This window comes from Micromonospora sp. LA-10 (assembly GCF_051853095.1).
GTDB lineage: Bacteria > Actinomycetota > Actinomycetes > Mycobacteriales > Micromonosporaceae > Micromonospora > Micromonospora echinospora_A.
Genome location: NZ_CP195710.1, coordinates 315,037 through 328,991 on the forward strand (window position 1 = coordinate 315,037; position 13,955 = coordinate 328,991).

At 73.2% G+C, this 13,955-nt stretch carries 13 protein-coding genes and 1 pseudogene; 7 read left to right on the forward strand and 7 right to left on the reverse strand.

What is annotated here, in order from left to right:
• Positions 1-5: 5 nt before the first annotated feature.
• Positions 6-1,186, reverse strand: a pseudogene (locus tag ACSDG8_RS01540) (macrolide family glycosyltransferase).
• Between the two features lie 122 nt (positions 1,187-1,308).
• Here ACSDG8_RS01540 and ACSDG8_RS01545 point away from each other — a divergent pair.
• Entirely contained in the window at positions 1,309-1,902 is a 594-nt protein-coding gene (locus tag ACSDG8_RS01545) for a TetR/AcrR family transcriptional regulator (protein WP_439427553.1), read from the forward strand.
• On the opposite strand, the gene ACSDG8_RS01550 is transcribed toward ACSDG8_RS01545, so the two are convergent.
• Positions 1,882-2,628: an SDR family oxidoreductase gene (locus tag ACSDG8_RS01550; RefSeq protein WP_439428022.1), complete on the reverse strand. Its 747-nt coding sequence runs from the start codon at positions 2,626-2,628 to the stop codon at positions 1,882-1,884. The two genes, ACSDG8_RS01545 and ACSDG8_RS01550, sit on opposite strands and share 21 nt — an antisense overlap.
• Before the next feature lie 226 nt (positions 2,629-2,854).
• Between ACSDG8_RS01550 and ACSDG8_RS01555 the strand changes: the two genes are divergently transcribed.
• A complete protein-coding gene (locus ACSDG8_RS01555) occupies positions 2,855-3,577 on the forward strand; it encodes a hypothetical protein (protein WP_307856261.1) in 723 nt (240 codons plus the stop codon).
• Positions 3,578-3,581: 4 nt separating this feature from the next.
• Here ACSDG8_RS01555 and ACSDG8_RS01560 read toward each other — a convergent pair whose 3' ends face one another.
• Together ACSDG8_RS01560 and ACSDG8_RS01565 are read right to left on the reverse strand one after the other, a co-directional pair.
• The gene (locus ACSDG8_RS01560; protein WP_210900279.1) at positions 3,582-4,439 is read right to left on the reverse strand and encodes an MBL fold metallo-hydrolase; all 858 of its coding nucleotides are present in this window, start codon (positions 4,437-4,439) and stop codon (positions 3,582-3,584) included.
• Between the two features lie 55 nt (positions 4,440-4,494).
• Positions 4,495-5,421 carry a TerC family protein gene (locus tag ACSDG8_RS01565; RefSeq protein WP_210900282.1) on the reverse strand — a complete coding sequence of 309 codons (927 nt, stop codon included), beginning with the start codon at positions 5,419-5,421 and terminating at the stop codon, positions 4,495-4,497.
• 223 nt (positions 5,422-5,644) lie between these two features.
• Between ACSDG8_RS01565 and ACSDG8_RS01570 the strand changes: the two genes are divergently transcribed.
• Both ACSDG8_RS01570 and ACSDG8_RS01575 read left to right on the forward strand, forming a co-directional pair.
• Positions 5,645-6,421 carry a class I SAM-dependent methyltransferase gene (locus tag ACSDG8_RS01570; protein ID WP_210900285.1) on the forward strand — a complete coding sequence of 259 codons (777 nt, stop codon included), beginning with the start codon at positions 5,645-5,647 and terminating at the stop codon, positions 6,419-6,421.
• The gene (locus ACSDG8_RS01575) at positions 6,418-6,984 is read left to right on the forward strand and encodes a hypothetical protein (protein ID WP_210900288.1); all 567 of its coding nucleotides are present in this window, start codon (positions 6,418-6,420) and stop codon (positions 6,982-6,984) included. The genes ACSDG8_RS01570 and ACSDG8_RS01575 overlap by 4 nt, the downstream gene beginning before the upstream one ends.
• 6 nt (positions 6,985-6,990) lie before the next feature.
• On the opposite strand, the gene ACSDG8_RS01580 is transcribed toward ACSDG8_RS01575, so the two are convergent.
• A complete protein-coding gene (locus tag ACSDG8_RS01580; RefSeq protein ID WP_210900291.1) occupies positions 6,991-7,461 on the reverse strand; it encodes a DUF1992 domain-containing protein in 471 nt (156 codons plus the stop codon).
• Between the two features lie 125 nt (positions 7,462-7,586).
• On the opposite strand from ACSDG8_RS01580, the gene ACSDG8_RS01585 reads away from it, so the two are divergent.
• On the forward strand, positions 7,587-8,000 hold the full coding sequence (locus ACSDG8_RS01585) for a YkvA family protein (RefSeq protein WP_210900294.1): 414 nt from the start codon (positions 7,587-7,589) through the stop codon (positions 7,998-8,000).
• Here ACSDG8_RS01585 and ACSDG8_RS01590 read toward each other — a convergent pair.
• Positions 7,988-8,524, reverse strand: coding sequence for a GNAT family N-acetyltransferase (locus ACSDG8_RS01590; RefSeq protein WP_210900297.1), 537 nt, complete (start codon positions 8,522-8,524; stop codon positions 7,988-7,990). The two genes, ACSDG8_RS01585 and ACSDG8_RS01590, sit on opposite strands and share 13 nt — an antisense overlap.
• A gap of 229 nt (positions 8,525-8,753) precedes the next feature.
• Between ACSDG8_RS01590 and ACSDG8_RS01595 the strand changes: the two genes are divergently transcribed.
• The gene (locus ACSDG8_RS01595) at positions 8,754-9,404 is read left to right on the forward strand and encodes a LysE family translocator (protein WP_210900300.1); all 651 of its coding nucleotides are present in this window, start codon (positions 8,754-8,756) and stop codon (positions 9,402-9,404) included.
• Between the two features lie 45 nt (positions 9,405-9,449).
• On the opposite strand, the gene ACSDG8_RS01600 is transcribed toward ACSDG8_RS01595, so the two are convergent.
• Positions 9,450-11,450: a beta-galactosidase gene (locus ACSDG8_RS01600; protein ID WP_210900303.1), complete on the reverse strand. Its 2,001-nt coding sequence runs from the start codon at positions 11,448-11,450 to the stop codon at positions 9,450-9,452.
• Positions 11,451-11,565: 115 nt separating this feature from the next.
• Between ACSDG8_RS01600 and ACSDG8_RS01605 the strand changes: the two genes are divergently transcribed.
• Positions 11,566-13,929, forward strand: coding sequence for a TIM-barrel domain-containing protein (locus tag ACSDG8_RS01605; RefSeq protein WP_210900306.1), 2,364 nt, complete (start codon positions 11,566-11,568; stop codon positions 13,927-13,929).
• Positions 13,930-13,955 lie beyond the last annotated feature (26 nt).

Consider the following 13,955-nt stretch of genomic DNA (forward strand, 5'->3'; position numbering starts at 1 on the left):
ACGCCTCACCCGCCGCACCTGGCACCGAGTTCGGCCTCGATCAGATCGGCGGCCCGGTCCGCGCCCCCGGCGGCGCGGGCCTGCCGCTTCAGTTCGGCGGTGCGGGCCGCCACGGCGGGGTCCGACGTGAGGGCCAGCAGCGCCGCACGCAGCTCCGCTGCGGTGACGCCGGCCGAGTCGACGACCCGGGCGACGCCGAGGGCGGCCAACTGCTCGGCGTTGGTGAACTGGTCGGCCGCCTGCGGTACGGCGATCATCGGCGTCCCGCAGTAGAGACCTTCGCTGCTGCCGCCCATGCCGGCGTGGGTGACGAAGGCGTCCGCCTGTTCCAGTACGGCCAGCTGCGGCACCCATCGGTGGACCTCGACGCTGTCCGGGACGGAACCGAGTTCGGCCGGATCGACGTGCCGGCCGATCTGGAGAACTGTGTGCCAGCCGGGCAGGTCGCCGAACGCGGCGACGCAGCGGCGGTAGAACTCGGGCCGCTGGGTGAAGGCGGAGCCGAGCGACACGAGCAGCACCTTCTCGGCGTGCTCCGGTCGTACCCAGGAACCCTGGTCGGCGCGGTCGCCCAGGACCGGGCCGACGAAGCTGTAGACCGACCGGTCCACGCGGTCGGCGTGCGGCTGGAGCGCCTCCGGCGGCAGGACGAGGCTGCGCACCGGCCGCCCTTGGAACGCCATGCTGTCGGTGACCGACGAACCCTCCGCGGTCAGCCATGCCGTGAACCGCCGGTAGTAGTCGGCGCCGCGCGGGTCGGCCCGCATCGCCTCCACGACCGCCGCCATCTCCTGCTCGTAGCCGTCCCAGGCGACGAACGTCGAGGAGAGCTGGACGGCCGGAATCGCCCACTGCTCGCCGAGCAGCCGGGCCGGCGCGCCGGCGCGCCGGCGATGTCGTAGAGGAACAGGTCCGGCCGGTCGTCGGCGTAGGCGGCCCGTAGCTGCGGCAGCATGGCGATGGCGTCGTCGAGGAAGAGCGTGAGCTGATCGATCGGGTCCTCGATCTCGGCGCCGCCGTCGCCGGGCAGCGTCGAGGCGTACGGCTTCAGCTCCGCGCCGGTGGACCGGATGACCTCGGCGAAGGCGGGGTCGTTGGCGTAGGTGACCCGGTGGCCGCGCCGCACGAGGGTACGAATGATCTCCAGGCTCGGGTTGACGTGGCCGTGGAACGGAATGCTGACCATGGCGATGTGCGGCACGGGGTCTCCTGAACTCGGTGAGACGAGACGTTTCGTCTCGTCACAGCAGAGCACGGTGCCGGCATCCCGTCAAGACGATACGTCTCGTCTCGTTGTAGGCTCGTGGCGTGACCCCGCAGCCCAGCCGCCGCAACGAGCAGTCCCGCCGCGCGATCCTCGCCGCCGCACTGGAGCTGCTGACCGAGACCGGTTACCCGGCGCTGACCGTCGAGGCGATCGCCGCCCGCGCCGGGGTCGGCAAGCAGACCATCTACCGCTGGTGGCGCGGCAAGGGCGCGGTCATTCTGGACGCGCTCGCCGACGGCCTGCCGCAGGTCATCGCCCTGCCCGACACCGGTGACCTGCGCACCGACCTGCGTGAGGTGCTCCGGGCCACCGTCGCCGAGTTCGCCGATCCACGGCTGTCCGCCACCACCCGCGCCATCACCATCGAGACACTCACCGACGAGGACCTCGCCGCCCAGGCGCGCGACCGGCTGCTCCGCCCTCAGTTGACCGCGGTCCGCGCCCGGCTGGAGGCCGCCCGCGAGGCCGGCCAGGTCCGCCCCGACGCTCCCCTGGACCTGGTGGTGGAGCTGCTGTTCGGTCCGCTGTACCACCGCTGGCTGCTGCGCAACGGCCCGCTGACCGACGACTACGCCGACGGCATCGTCGACCTGGTCGTGGCCGCGGTCACCCCGTCACCGGGCGCCGGCCGCTAGCCAGTCGTCGAAGCTGGTCGGCGCGATACGCGCGTCGTCGCCGGGCAGCAGCACGTTGCCGGCCATCGACGTGCCGAACACGCCCGACCAGGTCGGGACGAGCCGGACCCGACGGCCACGCGCCACATGGGTACGCCGGGCCATGTCGACGAGATCCTCCGTCGCGGGTCCGGCGATGTCGACGTGGCGTCCCTGCGGTTCGCCGACAGCGACCTCGGCGAGGATGTCGGCGACGTCCCGGGGTGCGATCGGTTGCACCAGCAGCGGCGCGACGGTGGCGGCGCCGTCGCGCTCGGTCCAGCCGGTGACCATGGCGGCGAAGTCGTGGAACTGGGTGGCCGGGACGATCGTCCACGGCACCGGCCCGCCTTCGACCAGTCGCTCCTGCTCCCGCTTGCCCGCGTAGTGGGCGTTGTCGTCGACCCGGTGGATGCCGACGATCGACAGCAGCACGTGGTGCCGTACGCCGGCACGCTGCTCGGCCGCCAGCAGGTTGCGCGTGAGGCCGCCCAGATACGCCATCGTCTCCGACCGCTCGGCTGCCGCGACATTGGTCGTGTCGACCACTGACTCGACCCCGGTGAGCGCCTCGTCCAGCCCGTCGCCTGTCATCAGGTCCACGCCCTGCGAGCGGCTGATGCGTACGACGTCGTGCCCCTGCCGCTCCAGCGCGTCGGCGGTCAGCTCCCCGATGCGGCCTGTCGCTCCGGCAACCGCGATCCGCATCGCCATCGCCCTCCTCTCGGACGTACCCGCCTCACGGTAGTCGGTAGAGGACAGAGAGACAGTCCCTCGCGGCTGCGTCGCCGCGCGCACATAACTGTCATTATGGTGTGCTACCGATTCGTCCTATTTGACCGAACAGATTAAGCGATTGCTATTAACGGTAATCCGTTAATAGGGCGCGGCGAGCCGGACGCCCGCGACTCCCGCCCTGCTCGACAATCCACGTGTGACGACGACTTCCCTCGCGCGACAGATGGCCGGCTCGCCTCCCGCACTGCACTACTACGCGGTGCACGACGGCGCCGGCGCGCCGGAAGGACTCTTGGTCGAGGAATTCCTGCTCGCGGCGGACTACTCCTCCGCCGGGCTGGTGAGCGGTGGCTGGACCCGGTCGGCGGGTCGCTGGCACGAGGCGTCGGCCACCAGCCGGTGCCTCCGCGCGGACGCCGGTCTGCGCAAGCGGGTGACGTCCGTCGACCGTGCCGCGGCGGCGGCGCTCTATCGGGGCCTCTGCGGCGCGGACCTGCCGGACGAGGACACCCTTCGGGCGTGCTTCGGCCCGCCGCCGACGCGGCCGCCCTCCCCCTTGCGGCTGGGCGACTCCGAGCCCCGGCGGGGATTCCGCGAGACGCGCGTGTACCGGATCCTGTTCGCTGGCGAGCTGAGCCCGGACGGTGTCGCGGCACTCAGCACGGCGTGGCGGATGCCGATCACCGGCGACCCGACGGATCCCGGGACGCGCATCCTGGGCGCGGCCCGCCGCGAGGTCTTCGGCGACGCCCTCCGCTGGGATCTGTGCCGCGTCGCCGCGGGCACCGCCTGGGCGCTGGACGTGACGTGCGACCTTCTCGGCGAGCGTGATGACGCGGTCGGTGTGCTGCTGCACGGCCTGACGGCCCGGATGCGTCAGCAGGGGATGGTTCCCGTCACCGTCGACCGGTTTCGCTGACGCCCTACCTCGCGAACGGCCTCATCACCTCGAAGGGCTCGGGGAGCCGTACGGGGATCCCGGTCTCCTCGCTCTTGCGGTCGAGGAACGCCTTCGCCACGGCGAACCTGTCGAAGATGCGAGGCAGTGGCCGCAGCCTGCGGTCCAGCGACACGAAGAAGTCGTCCCAGTGGATCGGCGCGATCAGGCCGGGTCGAGTCGCGTCCACCACGTGCCGCCAGTAGTCGTCCTGGAACCGCCGCGACTGCACGCCCAGCGCGCCGATCGCGAGGTACAGGACGTCGACGTCGAGCCCGTCGAACTTGCCGGGCACGAAGTTGGCGCTCGGGTGGATCAGCAGCGAACCGGCGGGATGGGTGACGAGGAAAGAGAAGCATCCGCCTTCGCGGTAGCTGCTCGCCCTGACCGGCGGGACCAGCGGCTCGTCGATCGTGCCCGGGAACCTGTTGCCCGGGCTGTGAACACCGGCGAGTACGCGCACGGTGAACGCGCCGACGCGGTACTCGTCGCCGTCGGCGACCCGCGCCATCGACTCCTCGGCGAGGCCCGCGCCGCGCCCCACGTTGAGCGTCGACTCGGAACCGAACAGTGTGCCGCCGAGGAGCTTGACGACCTCGGGGGCGTCCATGACGTGGTCGTAGTGGGAGTGGGCGACGAAGAGCGCGTCGAGACGGGTCACGCCGGCCCGGGCGAGAGCGCCGGTGATCCGGCCGACGTCGGGGGCGACGCGACCGAACGCGACGCGGAGCAGCGAGGGCCGGCTCAGGAAGCCGTCGATCAGGATGCCGGACGTCCCGTCGGTCACGTGGACGGTCGAGGTGCCGAAGAAGACGGCTTCGACGGATGCCCCGCTGGAGCCCATGCGCAGATGGTAGTGCCCGCATGGGCTCCAGCGGCGCTACCGCGGGGGCGGAGGATCAGCGCGCCTCGGCGCTCCGGGTGCTGCGCAGGCTCCACAGGATCGACACCGCGATCGTCACCACGATCACGCCGAGCGTGACCGGGATGGGCAGCTTGCCGACCGGTGTCTCCGAGAGGATCAACTTCACGCCGGCGAAGGCGAGCAGGACGGCTAGGCCGTAGTGCAGGTGCACGAAGCGGCGCAGCAGCCCGGCGAGGCAGAAGTAGAGGCTGCGCAGGCCGAGGATGGCGAAGGCGTTGGCGGTCCAGACGATGAACGTGCTGGTGGTGATGGCCAGGATCGCGGCGACGCTGTCGATCGCGAAGATCAGATCGGTGGCCTCCACCGCGATCAGGGCCACGAACAGCAGCGTCGCGACGCGCCTGCCGTCGACCCGGGTGAAGAACCTGTCGCCGTGGAAGGCCGGGTCGGTCGGGATGACCCGGCGGACGAGCCGGACGACCGGGTTACGGTCCGGCGGGGTCTGCCCGTCGTGGCGGAACGCCATCTTGTAGCCGGTGTAGACGAGGAACGCGCCGAACACGTACGCGGTCCAGAAGAACGTCTCCAGCAGCTCGGCGCCGACGAAGATGAAGACCAGCCGGAACACCAGGGCGCCGATGACACCCCAGAACAGCACTTTGTGCTGGAGCGCGGCGGGCACGGCGAAGTAGGTGAAGATCAGCGCGAAGACGAAGACGTTGTCGATCGACAGCGCCTTCTCGATCAGGTAGCCGGCGTAGTAGGTGCCGGCCACGTCACCGCCCTGCCAGGCCCACAGGACGACGCCGAAGAGCAGGCCGGCGGCGATCCAGATGCCGGACCAGACCGCTGCCTCGCGGAAGCCGATGACGTGGTTGTCGCGGTGCAGGAACAGGTCGACGGCGAGCATCGCCGCGATCGCCAGCATGAGTGCGGCCCAGATCCACAGGGACACGGACATACCGAAGGGAGACCTCTCGCCCGGGCCGGCGGGTGCCGGCGCTGCTGGACGAAGGTCTCCCCGGGCCACGACAGCGGTGGCTGCACCGCCGGGATCCGGATGGGCCGGGCCCGTACTGACGGCGGTGCGTGGATCGTCGGGTACTCCCCCTCGAACTACGACTCATTATTCACGAAGCATAGTTCGTACGTCAAGGGACCTGGCTCGTCGCTAGGGTGACCGGATGGACGAAGACGCTCGACGTCGCCACTCGTCGTCGTTCGGCGCGGCGGCGACCGCGTACGCCGAACACCGCCCGGACTACGCGCGCGCCGCCCTGCGCTGGGCGCTCGACCCCGCGCCCGGCGCGCGGGTGCTCGACCTCGGCGCGGGCACCGGCAAGCTCACCGCCACGCTGGCCGAGGTGAGCGACCACGTGACGGCCGTCGAGCCGGACCCGGCGATGCTCGCCGAACTCCGCCGCACCCTGCCGGGGGTACGCGCGCTGTCCGGCAGCGCCGAGGCGATCCCGCTGCCGGACGCCTCCGTCGACGCGGTGGTCGCCGGCAACGCCATGCACTGGTTCGACATGGCAGTGGCCGGGCCGGAGATCGCCCGCGTCCTCGCGCCCGGCGGTGTCCTGGCCGGGCTGTGGAACGTCGTGGACGACCGGGTCGACTGGGTCGCCGGGCTCGCGGCGGTCAGCGGAAGCGCCGCGATCGGCCCTCGGGACACGCCCACGAGCTGGCGCGTCGCCACGGCCGGCATGCACCTGCCGAAGACGGGCGAGCCCCGGTTCGGCTCGCCCGAGCAGGAGCAGTTCCCGCACGGGCAGCGCCGCACCGCCGACTCGCTCGTGGCGACGCTCGCCACCCGGGCGGGGATGCTGGTGATGCCGGAGGAGGAACGCACGGAGGCGCTCGACCGCATCCGCGCGTACCTGGCGAGCCGTCCGGAGACCGCCGACGGGGAGTTCACGCTGCCGATGCTCACCTGCGTGCTGCGCGTGCGACGGACGTGAACGGCGCTGACGTCCGCGCCGCCGCCGAGGCGATGACCGCCGTGCTGCGGCCCGCCACCGGGCGGGGCTGGACGGTACGGGCGGGAGACCTGGACTGGTCCTGCTGGACCACCGCCGCGCACATCGCGCACGACCTCGTCGCGTACGCCGGTCAGGTGTCCGGCCGGCCCGACGCCGGCTATCTCCCGTTCGACCTTCGGGTACGCGCCGACGCCGCGCCCGCCGGGGTGCTCACTGTCGCGGCGGCCGCGGCCGGGATGCTCGCCGCCACGATCGACGCCGCGCGCCCGGACGACCGGGCGTGGCACTTCGGCCCGTGCGATCCGGGCGGTTTCGCCGCGATGGGCGTGGCCGAGATCCTGCTGCACACCCACGACGTGACCCGGGGGCTGGGCCTGGACTGGTCACCACCGGCCGGGCTGTGTGCCCCGGTGGTACGGCGGTTGTTCCCCGACGCGCCCGGCGGCGACCCGGCCCCGGTGCTGCTGTGGCTGACCGGCCGGGCGCCGCTCGGCGAGCGGCCGCGACGTACCGCGTGGACCTGGCAGGCGGCGCGCCCCTGACCGAGCTCAGCGGCGCCACCAGCGCCAGCGACGGCGCGGACGGGCCGGGGCGGCACGGGGCGGCTCGGGCGCCGTGACTGCCGGCGCGGCGCGTTCGCGATCGGCGCGCCAGCGGCGCACCGCCTCCTCGACGTTCACCGGGCGCACCACCACGCGTGGCCCGGTCGGGGTACGCAGCCAGGCCACCACCTCGGTGTTGAGCGCCGCCACGTACGACCGGACGGATTCCTCGGTGGGCATGTCACGCAGCTCGGCCGGGAGCTGTTCGATGCGGCGGCGCAGCTGCAGCGGCGTCGGCAGCATCAGGTCGGACGGGATCTGCTCGCGCTCCATGAAGCTGCGGATCCACCAGCCCTCGTCGTAGGGCATGTCGCGCCCCGGGATGGGCTTGCCGGCGCCCGGCAGGTTGTCGAACTCGCCGCGTTCCTGAGCCGAGCGGATCTGCGCCTCGACCGCGGCCTCCCACGCTGTCGTCACCGCCGTCACCTCCCGTACCCACGGTATCCGCCGCTGTCCGACAAGGGTCAGCGTCGCGCGGGGCCGGGCTGTTCCCGCGCTGGCCGCCGCGTAGCGTGCCACCGGGTACGGAAAGGGGTGACGGCGTGCGCGACTGGCTCATCGGCCTCGCGGTGGCGACGGCCTGCCTGGTCGCGAGCTGGGCGGTGCTGGTGCTGCTGGCCCGGCGCCTGCCTCCGGGGATCCTGCGCGACCTGGCCGCGTTCGTGCCCGACTGCGTGACAGCGGTGCGACGGCTGCGCCGCGACCCGCGGGTGCCCCGCCGCGCCCGGGTCGCGATAGTGGTCGCCGGGCTCTGGGTGGCCAGTCCGATCGACCTGATCCCGGAGTTCCTGCCGGTGATCGGTCCGCTGGACGACATCGTGGTGGTCGCGCTCGCGTTGCGCTACGCCGCCCGGCAGATGCCCCGGCAGGTGCTGCTCGACGCGTGGCCGGGCGAGCCTCGGCTGCTGCTGCGCCTGCTCGGCCCCGAGGAACGAGGCGGACGTCAGGACAGCTGACGGACGTGGCGGTGGCCGTCGCGCGGGTACGGCGGGCAGGCCGGCAGCACCTCGGCGAACGCGTACCCGCACTTGTCCGCGACCCGGCAGGACGCCGGGTTGTCGACCTGGTGCAGCAGCTCCAGGCGTGTCAGGCCGGCGGCGGCGAACCGGGCGTGCGCCCACCCGGTGACCGCCTCCACGGCACGCGGCGCGACACCCCGGCCGCGTGCCGGCGCGGCCGTCCAGTAGCCGACCTCGGCGGCCGCGCCTCCCGGGCGGACGTCCTTGAGCACGACACAGGCCACCGGCTGCTCCCCCTCCAGCACGGCGAACGTGAACCGTCGGCCTGCCGACCAGCCCTGGCGGCTGCGGCGCAGGAACGCCCGCGCCTCCGCCGGACCGGTCACCGGGTAGCGGGTCCAGGCCCGCAGCACCGGATCCCGGTACGCCTCGATCAGCGCGTCGGCGTCACCGTCGCACCACGGGCGCAGCAGGAGACCGGGCGCGGTCGGGGTCGCCGGCGCGGACAGCACGATCGACATGCGACAAGTATCCCCACCGCTCCCCTCCCGCGCCGCCCCCAAAGCGCCCGGGCCGGGCCATCACCCGGCCCGGCCCGGCCCTGGCGATCATGAAGTTAGCTGCCGTCGGCGACCGATTTGTCGCCGCCAACTTCATGATCGCCGGGCAGGGGCGGGAGCGGGGGACGGGGCGGTGGGCGTCGGGGGGTGGGCGTAGGGTCCGGTTCACGGTCGGCAACGGGGAGGCGACGTGGTGACTGTCGGCGCGGTGACGGGAATCGCCCTGGTGGCGCTCGGTCTGGTGCTCACGCCCGGGCCGAACATGGTCTACCTGGTGTCGCGATCGGTGACCCAGGGCCGGCGGGCCGGGCTGGTGTCGCTGCTCGGCGTGGCGGTCGGCTTCCTGGTCTACCTGGCCGCCGCGGTGGCCGGCATCGCCACCGTGTTCGTGCTGGTCCCGCCGCTGTACACGGCGGTGAAGCTGGCCGGTGCGGCGTACCTGCTGTGGCTGGCCTGGCGGACGCTGCGCCCGGGCGGCACGTCGGCGTTCACCCCGACGCCGCTGCCGCCGGACCGGCCCCGGCGCCTGTTCACCATGGGCCTGGTCACCAACCTGCTCAACCCGAAGATCGCCATCCTGTACGTGTCGCTGCTGCCGCAGTTCGTCGACCCGGCGCGCGGGCACGTGGCGGTGCAGAGCCTGCTGCTCGGCCTGACCCAGATCGTCGTGGCGCTGACCGTGAACGCGCTGATCGTGCTCAGCGCCGGTTCGGTGTCGGCGTTCCTCACCCGGCGGCCGGGCTGGGCGCGCCTGCAGCGGTGGGTGATGGGCACCGTGCTGGCCGCGCTCGCGGTGCGCATCGCCGCGGACCGCTCCCGCGCCGCCGTCGCCACGCCCTGACCCGGGGGTACGCGCACCCGCGCCGTCCGTCCCGAGCGCATACCGTCATGACGGCTCCTCGCGGACGACCGCCACGCCACCGGGCGCCACCGTCAACGAGCCGTCGGCTGTCGCGCCGGTCAGCAGGTCGAGCCCGGCGACCGGCACCCGCTGCGGCCGGTCGGTGTGGTTGAGCAGGTAGAGGAGGCCGTCGTGGCGGCGTACCGCCTCGACACCATGCGGCGCGCCGGGACAGGCCGGGGTCACACCGGCGAGCCGGGCCGCCTCGGTGAGCAGCCGCCGGTAGGTGTCGTCGTCGGGGCGGGTGGAGACGTACCAGGCGTACGCGTCACCGACCCGGTTGCGGGTGATCGCGGGCCGCCCGTCCGGTGCTCCCCCGGCGTACGCGCTGACCGTCTCGGCGCCGGCCGGGTGCACTGTCTCCGACCAGATCCGGCCGGTCCCGCCGCCGGTCAGCGGCACGTGTTCGTCGTCGGCGAGGGGGTGGAACTCCTCCACCCGCACGCCGAGCAGGTCCCGGTACGCGCCCGGGTAGCCGCCCAGGCGTATCCGGGCGTGCTCGTCGGCGACACCGCTGAGCCAGGTCACCAGCAGGTGCCCGCCGCCCTGGACGTGCCCGCGTACCCAGTCGACGGTGGCGTCCGAGGCCAGGTAGAGGGCGGGAAGCACGAGCAGCCGGCAACCGTCGAGCGGGCCACCGGGCGGTACCACGTCGGCGGTGATGCCCGCGTGCCACAGTGCCCGGTGCACGGCGGCCGCCTCGCCGGGGTGGTCGAGTCCGGCGCGGGGCATCCCCGGGTGCCGCAGCGCCCAGCCGCTCGCCGCGTCGTACCCGATGGCCACGCCCGCCTCGACGCGGCCCGGCGCGGCCCCGGCGAGCCGGCCCAGCGCGGCGCCCAGGTCGGTGGCCTCGCGGAACACCCGGGTGTCGGCGCCGGCGTGCGACACCACTGCGGAGTGGAAACGTTCCGCGCCACCGGCCGGGGCGCGCCACTGGAAGAACATCACCCCGGCCGAGCCGCGCGCCACGTGGGCGAGGCTGTGGCGGGTCATCCGGCCGGGTTCCTTGGTGTGCATCCGCCCGGCGGTGTGGATCTGGTTGGGGGCGCTCTCGGCCAGCAGCCAGGGCGCCGGTCGCCCGGCGCCGTGGCGGGCCCAGCCGCGCGCCAGGTCGGCGGCGAACGCGGTCTGTTCCTCCGCGCCCACGTCGGCCGTGGACGGGTAGTGGTCGATCGCGACCAGGTCGACCTCGCGCGCCCAGCGGGCGTGGTCCACGGGCACCCAGTCGCCGAGCACGTAGTTGGTGGTGACAGGCACCGCCGGGTTCGCCGCCCGCAGCAGGTTCCGCTGCTCGGTGTACGCGGACAGCAGCGTGTCGGACCAGAAGCGGCGGAAGTCGAGCAGCTGGCCGGGGTTGGCGAGGTACTGGGTGGCGCGGGGCGTGCCGACCTGCGCCCAGTCGGAGTAGTGCTGGCTCCAGAAGCTGGTGACCCAGGCGTCGTTCAGCGCGTCGAGGTCGCCGTACCGGCCGGTGAGCCAGCGGCGGAACGCCGCCTCGGTGTGCGGGCAGTGGCAGGTGGTGCCGTACTCGTTGTGCACGTGCCACAGCGCCAGCGCCGGGTGGTGCGCGTACCGGGCGGCCAGCACCTCGGCGATGCTCCGGGCGGCGTCGCGGTACGCGGGCGCGGCGGCGCAGTAGGTGTCGCGGCTGCCGTGGGTCAGTCGTACGCCGTCGGCGGTGACCGGCAGCGCGTCCGGGTGGCGCAGCGAGAACCAGGGCGGCGGTGACGCGGTGGGGGTGGCCAGCGCGGCCCGGATGCCGTTGGTGTGCAGCAGGTCCAGCACGCGGTCGAGCCAGTCGAGCGTGTACCGGCCGGGTTGGGGTTCCAGCCGGGACCAGGCGAACACGCCGACGGTGACCAGGTTGACCCCGGCGGCGCGCATCAGGGCGACGTCCTCGCGCCACACCTCCGGCGGCCACTGCTCCGGGTTCCAGTCCCCGCCGTAGCAGAGCCGCCCGTCGCTCCACGGCGCTTTAGTTGTCATCCCGGCCAAAATAGGAACAGGTGAGACGGAAAGTCAATGGCGTCGATCATTGACAGTTAGTTGGGCTTCCAAAGAAACTGGCGGGACCGCCCGTGGACGCCGCGAGGAGACGCCCATGCCGTACCGCCCGCCGCTGGTCCCGTACGAGACGTTCGTGGCCGACCCGCCCGACCTGCCGGTCCGCGCCCCCGGCGAGGAGGGCGCCGACGACCTGCTGCGGGCCGAGGTCGCCGCGACCGACGCGCACGGGGTCACCCTCACCGCGACCTGCGGGTCCGGCCGCACGCTCGTCGCGCGCGTCGAGGCCGCCGGCGACGGGATCATCCGGGTACGCCTCGCCGACGACCTCTCGGTCCGCAGCCGGTCCGCGGCGGCCCTGACGCTGGTCCACCCGCAGCCGCACCCGGCCACCGTGACCGTCGCCGACGGGCACGTCCTGGTGGGCGCCGGCGGCATGGTCGCCGAGGTGCGCCTCGACCCGTGGGGGCTGCGCTTCCTCGCCCCCGACGGGCGGCTGCTGCTGGCCGCCGACGGCGGCACCCGCGACATCAGCGGCCGCCGACGCACGCTGCCGCTGGGCCGCTCCACTGTCGACGGCGAGCCGGTCGCCTGGCACGAGAGCTTCGTGGCGCCCGGCGACGAACGGTTCGTCGGCTTCGGCGAGAAGTTCACCCCGCTGGACAAGCGCGGCCAGCGCCCGCTGATGTGGAACTTCGACGCCTTCGGCGGCGAGTCCGACCGCTCGCACAAGAACGTGCCGTTCTACCTGTCCGACCGCGGCTACGGCGTGCTCGTCGACAGCGGGCTGCCGGTGCAGTTCGACGTCTGCGCCAGCACGCACAGCAGCGTGCAGGTGCTGGTCCCGGACGACCTGCTCGACTACTACGTGCTCGCCGGCCCCACCCCGGCGCAGGTGCTCGACCGGCTCGACGCGCTGACCGGACGGCCGTACCTGCCACCGAGGTGGGCGTTCGGCGCGTGGATCTCCTCCGGCTTCTTCCCGGACAGCCAACAGCGCGTGCTGGAACGGGCCCGGCGCATCCGCGAGGACGACATCCCCTGCGACGTGCTGCACCTGGACTGCTACTGGCAGGTCGCCGGGCACTGGTCGGACCTGCGCTGGGACGCCGACGCCTTCCCCGACCCCGACGGCATGCTCAAGGACCTCACCGAGCAGGGCTTCCGGGTGTGCCTGTGGATGAACCCGTACCTGATGACCGGCAGCCCGCTCTACGCCGAGGCCGAAGCAGCCGGCTACCTCCTGCGCCGCCCGGACGGAAGCACGTACGTCGCCGACACCTGGCACGGCAGCTACCCGGTCTGCGCCTTCGTGGACCTCACCAACCCGGCCGCGGTGCGCTGGTTCCAGGACCTGCTGCGCCCGCTGCTCGCCCAGGGCGTCGCCGTGTTCAAGACCGACTTCGCCGAGGGCGTGCCCGCCGACGCCGTCGCCCACAACGGCATGACCGGCGTCGAGCTGCACAACGTGTACGCGCTGATGTTCAACGACGTGGTCGCCGACGTCACCGAGGAGGTCGCCGGGCACCGCACGGTGTGGGCGCGATCGTCGTACCTGGGCGGGCAGCGGCACAGCGCCCAGTGGAGCGGCGACGTCAACGCCACGTGGCCCGGGATGGCCAGCACGCTGCGCGGCGGCCTGTCCCACGGGCTGTCCGGGGTGCCGTTCTGGAGCCACGACACCGGCGGCTTCCACGGCACCCCCGAGCCGGACCTGTACGTGCGCTGGACCCAGTTCGGCGCGCTGTCACCGCTGGTGCGGCTGCACGGCACCACCAGCCGCCTGCCGTGGGAGTTCCCGCCCGAGGCGCAACGGCACGCGGTGCACGCGCTGCGGCTGCGCTACCGGCTGCTGCCGTACCTCTGGTCGGCAGCGGTGGACAGCGCCCGCACCGGCAGCCCGATGATGCGGGCACTGCTCGTCGACAACCCGGACGACCCGGCCGCCTGGACCACCGACCTCCAGTACCGCCTCGGCACGGACCTGCTGGTGGCGCCGGTGCTCGACCCGTCCGGCGAACGCGCGGTCTACCTGCCGCCGGGCGAGGACTGGCTGGACGCGTACACCGGGCAGCGGCACTCCGGCGGCGGGCATCTGCGGGTCGGCGTGCCGCTGGACCGCCTGCCGCTGTTCGTGCGACACGGCGCCCTGATCCCCACCGTGGCGCCCGCGACGACGGTCGGGACCGGCCCGTTCCGGGACGTCACGGTGGTGGCCTGGGGCGGCGTGGACGGCGTGAGCGTGGTGCGCGACCCCGACGGCGACACCACGATCACCGCAGTGCGCGACGGCGACACGCTGCGCGTCCGCGTGGACGGGCCGCTGGACGTGCGGCGGGTGAGCGTGGTCGGGACGGACCCACCGCGCCGGGTGGTGCTCGACGGCGAGCCGATTCCGGTCACGCCGTTCGCGCCGTGGTTCCCCGGCCGGACCCACCCGGCCGGAATCGCGCCTATTTAGTTTAAGCTTTAACCGAACCCAGGGCC

Excerpts from the sequence above, each read along its gene's own strand:
- ACSDG8_RS01605 (WP_210900306.1), top strand. The coding sequence starts at position 11,566 with ATGCCGTACCGCCCGCCGCTGGTCCCGTACGAGACGTTCGTGGCCGAC.
- ACSDG8_RS01590 (WP_210900297.1), bottom strand. The coding sequence starts at position 8,524 with ATGTCGATCGTGCTGTCCGCGCCGGCGACCCCGACCGCGCCCGGTCTC.
- ACSDG8_RS01570 (WP_210900285.1), top strand. The coding sequence starts at position 5,645 with ATGGACGAAGACGCTCGACGTCGCCACTCGTCGTCGTTCGGCGCGGCG.
- ACSDG8_RS01560 (WP_210900279.1), bottom strand. The coding sequence starts at position 4,439 with ATGGGCTCCAGCGGGGCATCCGTCGAAGCCGTCTTCTTCGGCACCTCG.
- ACSDG8_RS01600 (WP_210900303.1), bottom strand. The coding sequence starts at position 11,450 with ATGACAACTAAAGCGCCGTGGAGCGACGGGCGGCTCTGCTACGGCGGG.
- ACSDG8_RS01565 (WP_210900282.1), bottom strand. The coding sequence starts at position 5,421 with ATGTCCGTGTCCCTGTGGATCTGGGCCGCACTCATGCTGGCGATCGCG.
- ACSDG8_RS01550 (WP_439428022.1), bottom strand. The coding sequence starts at position 2,628 with ATGCGGATCGCGGTTGCCGGAGCGACAGGCCGCATCGGGGAGCTGACC.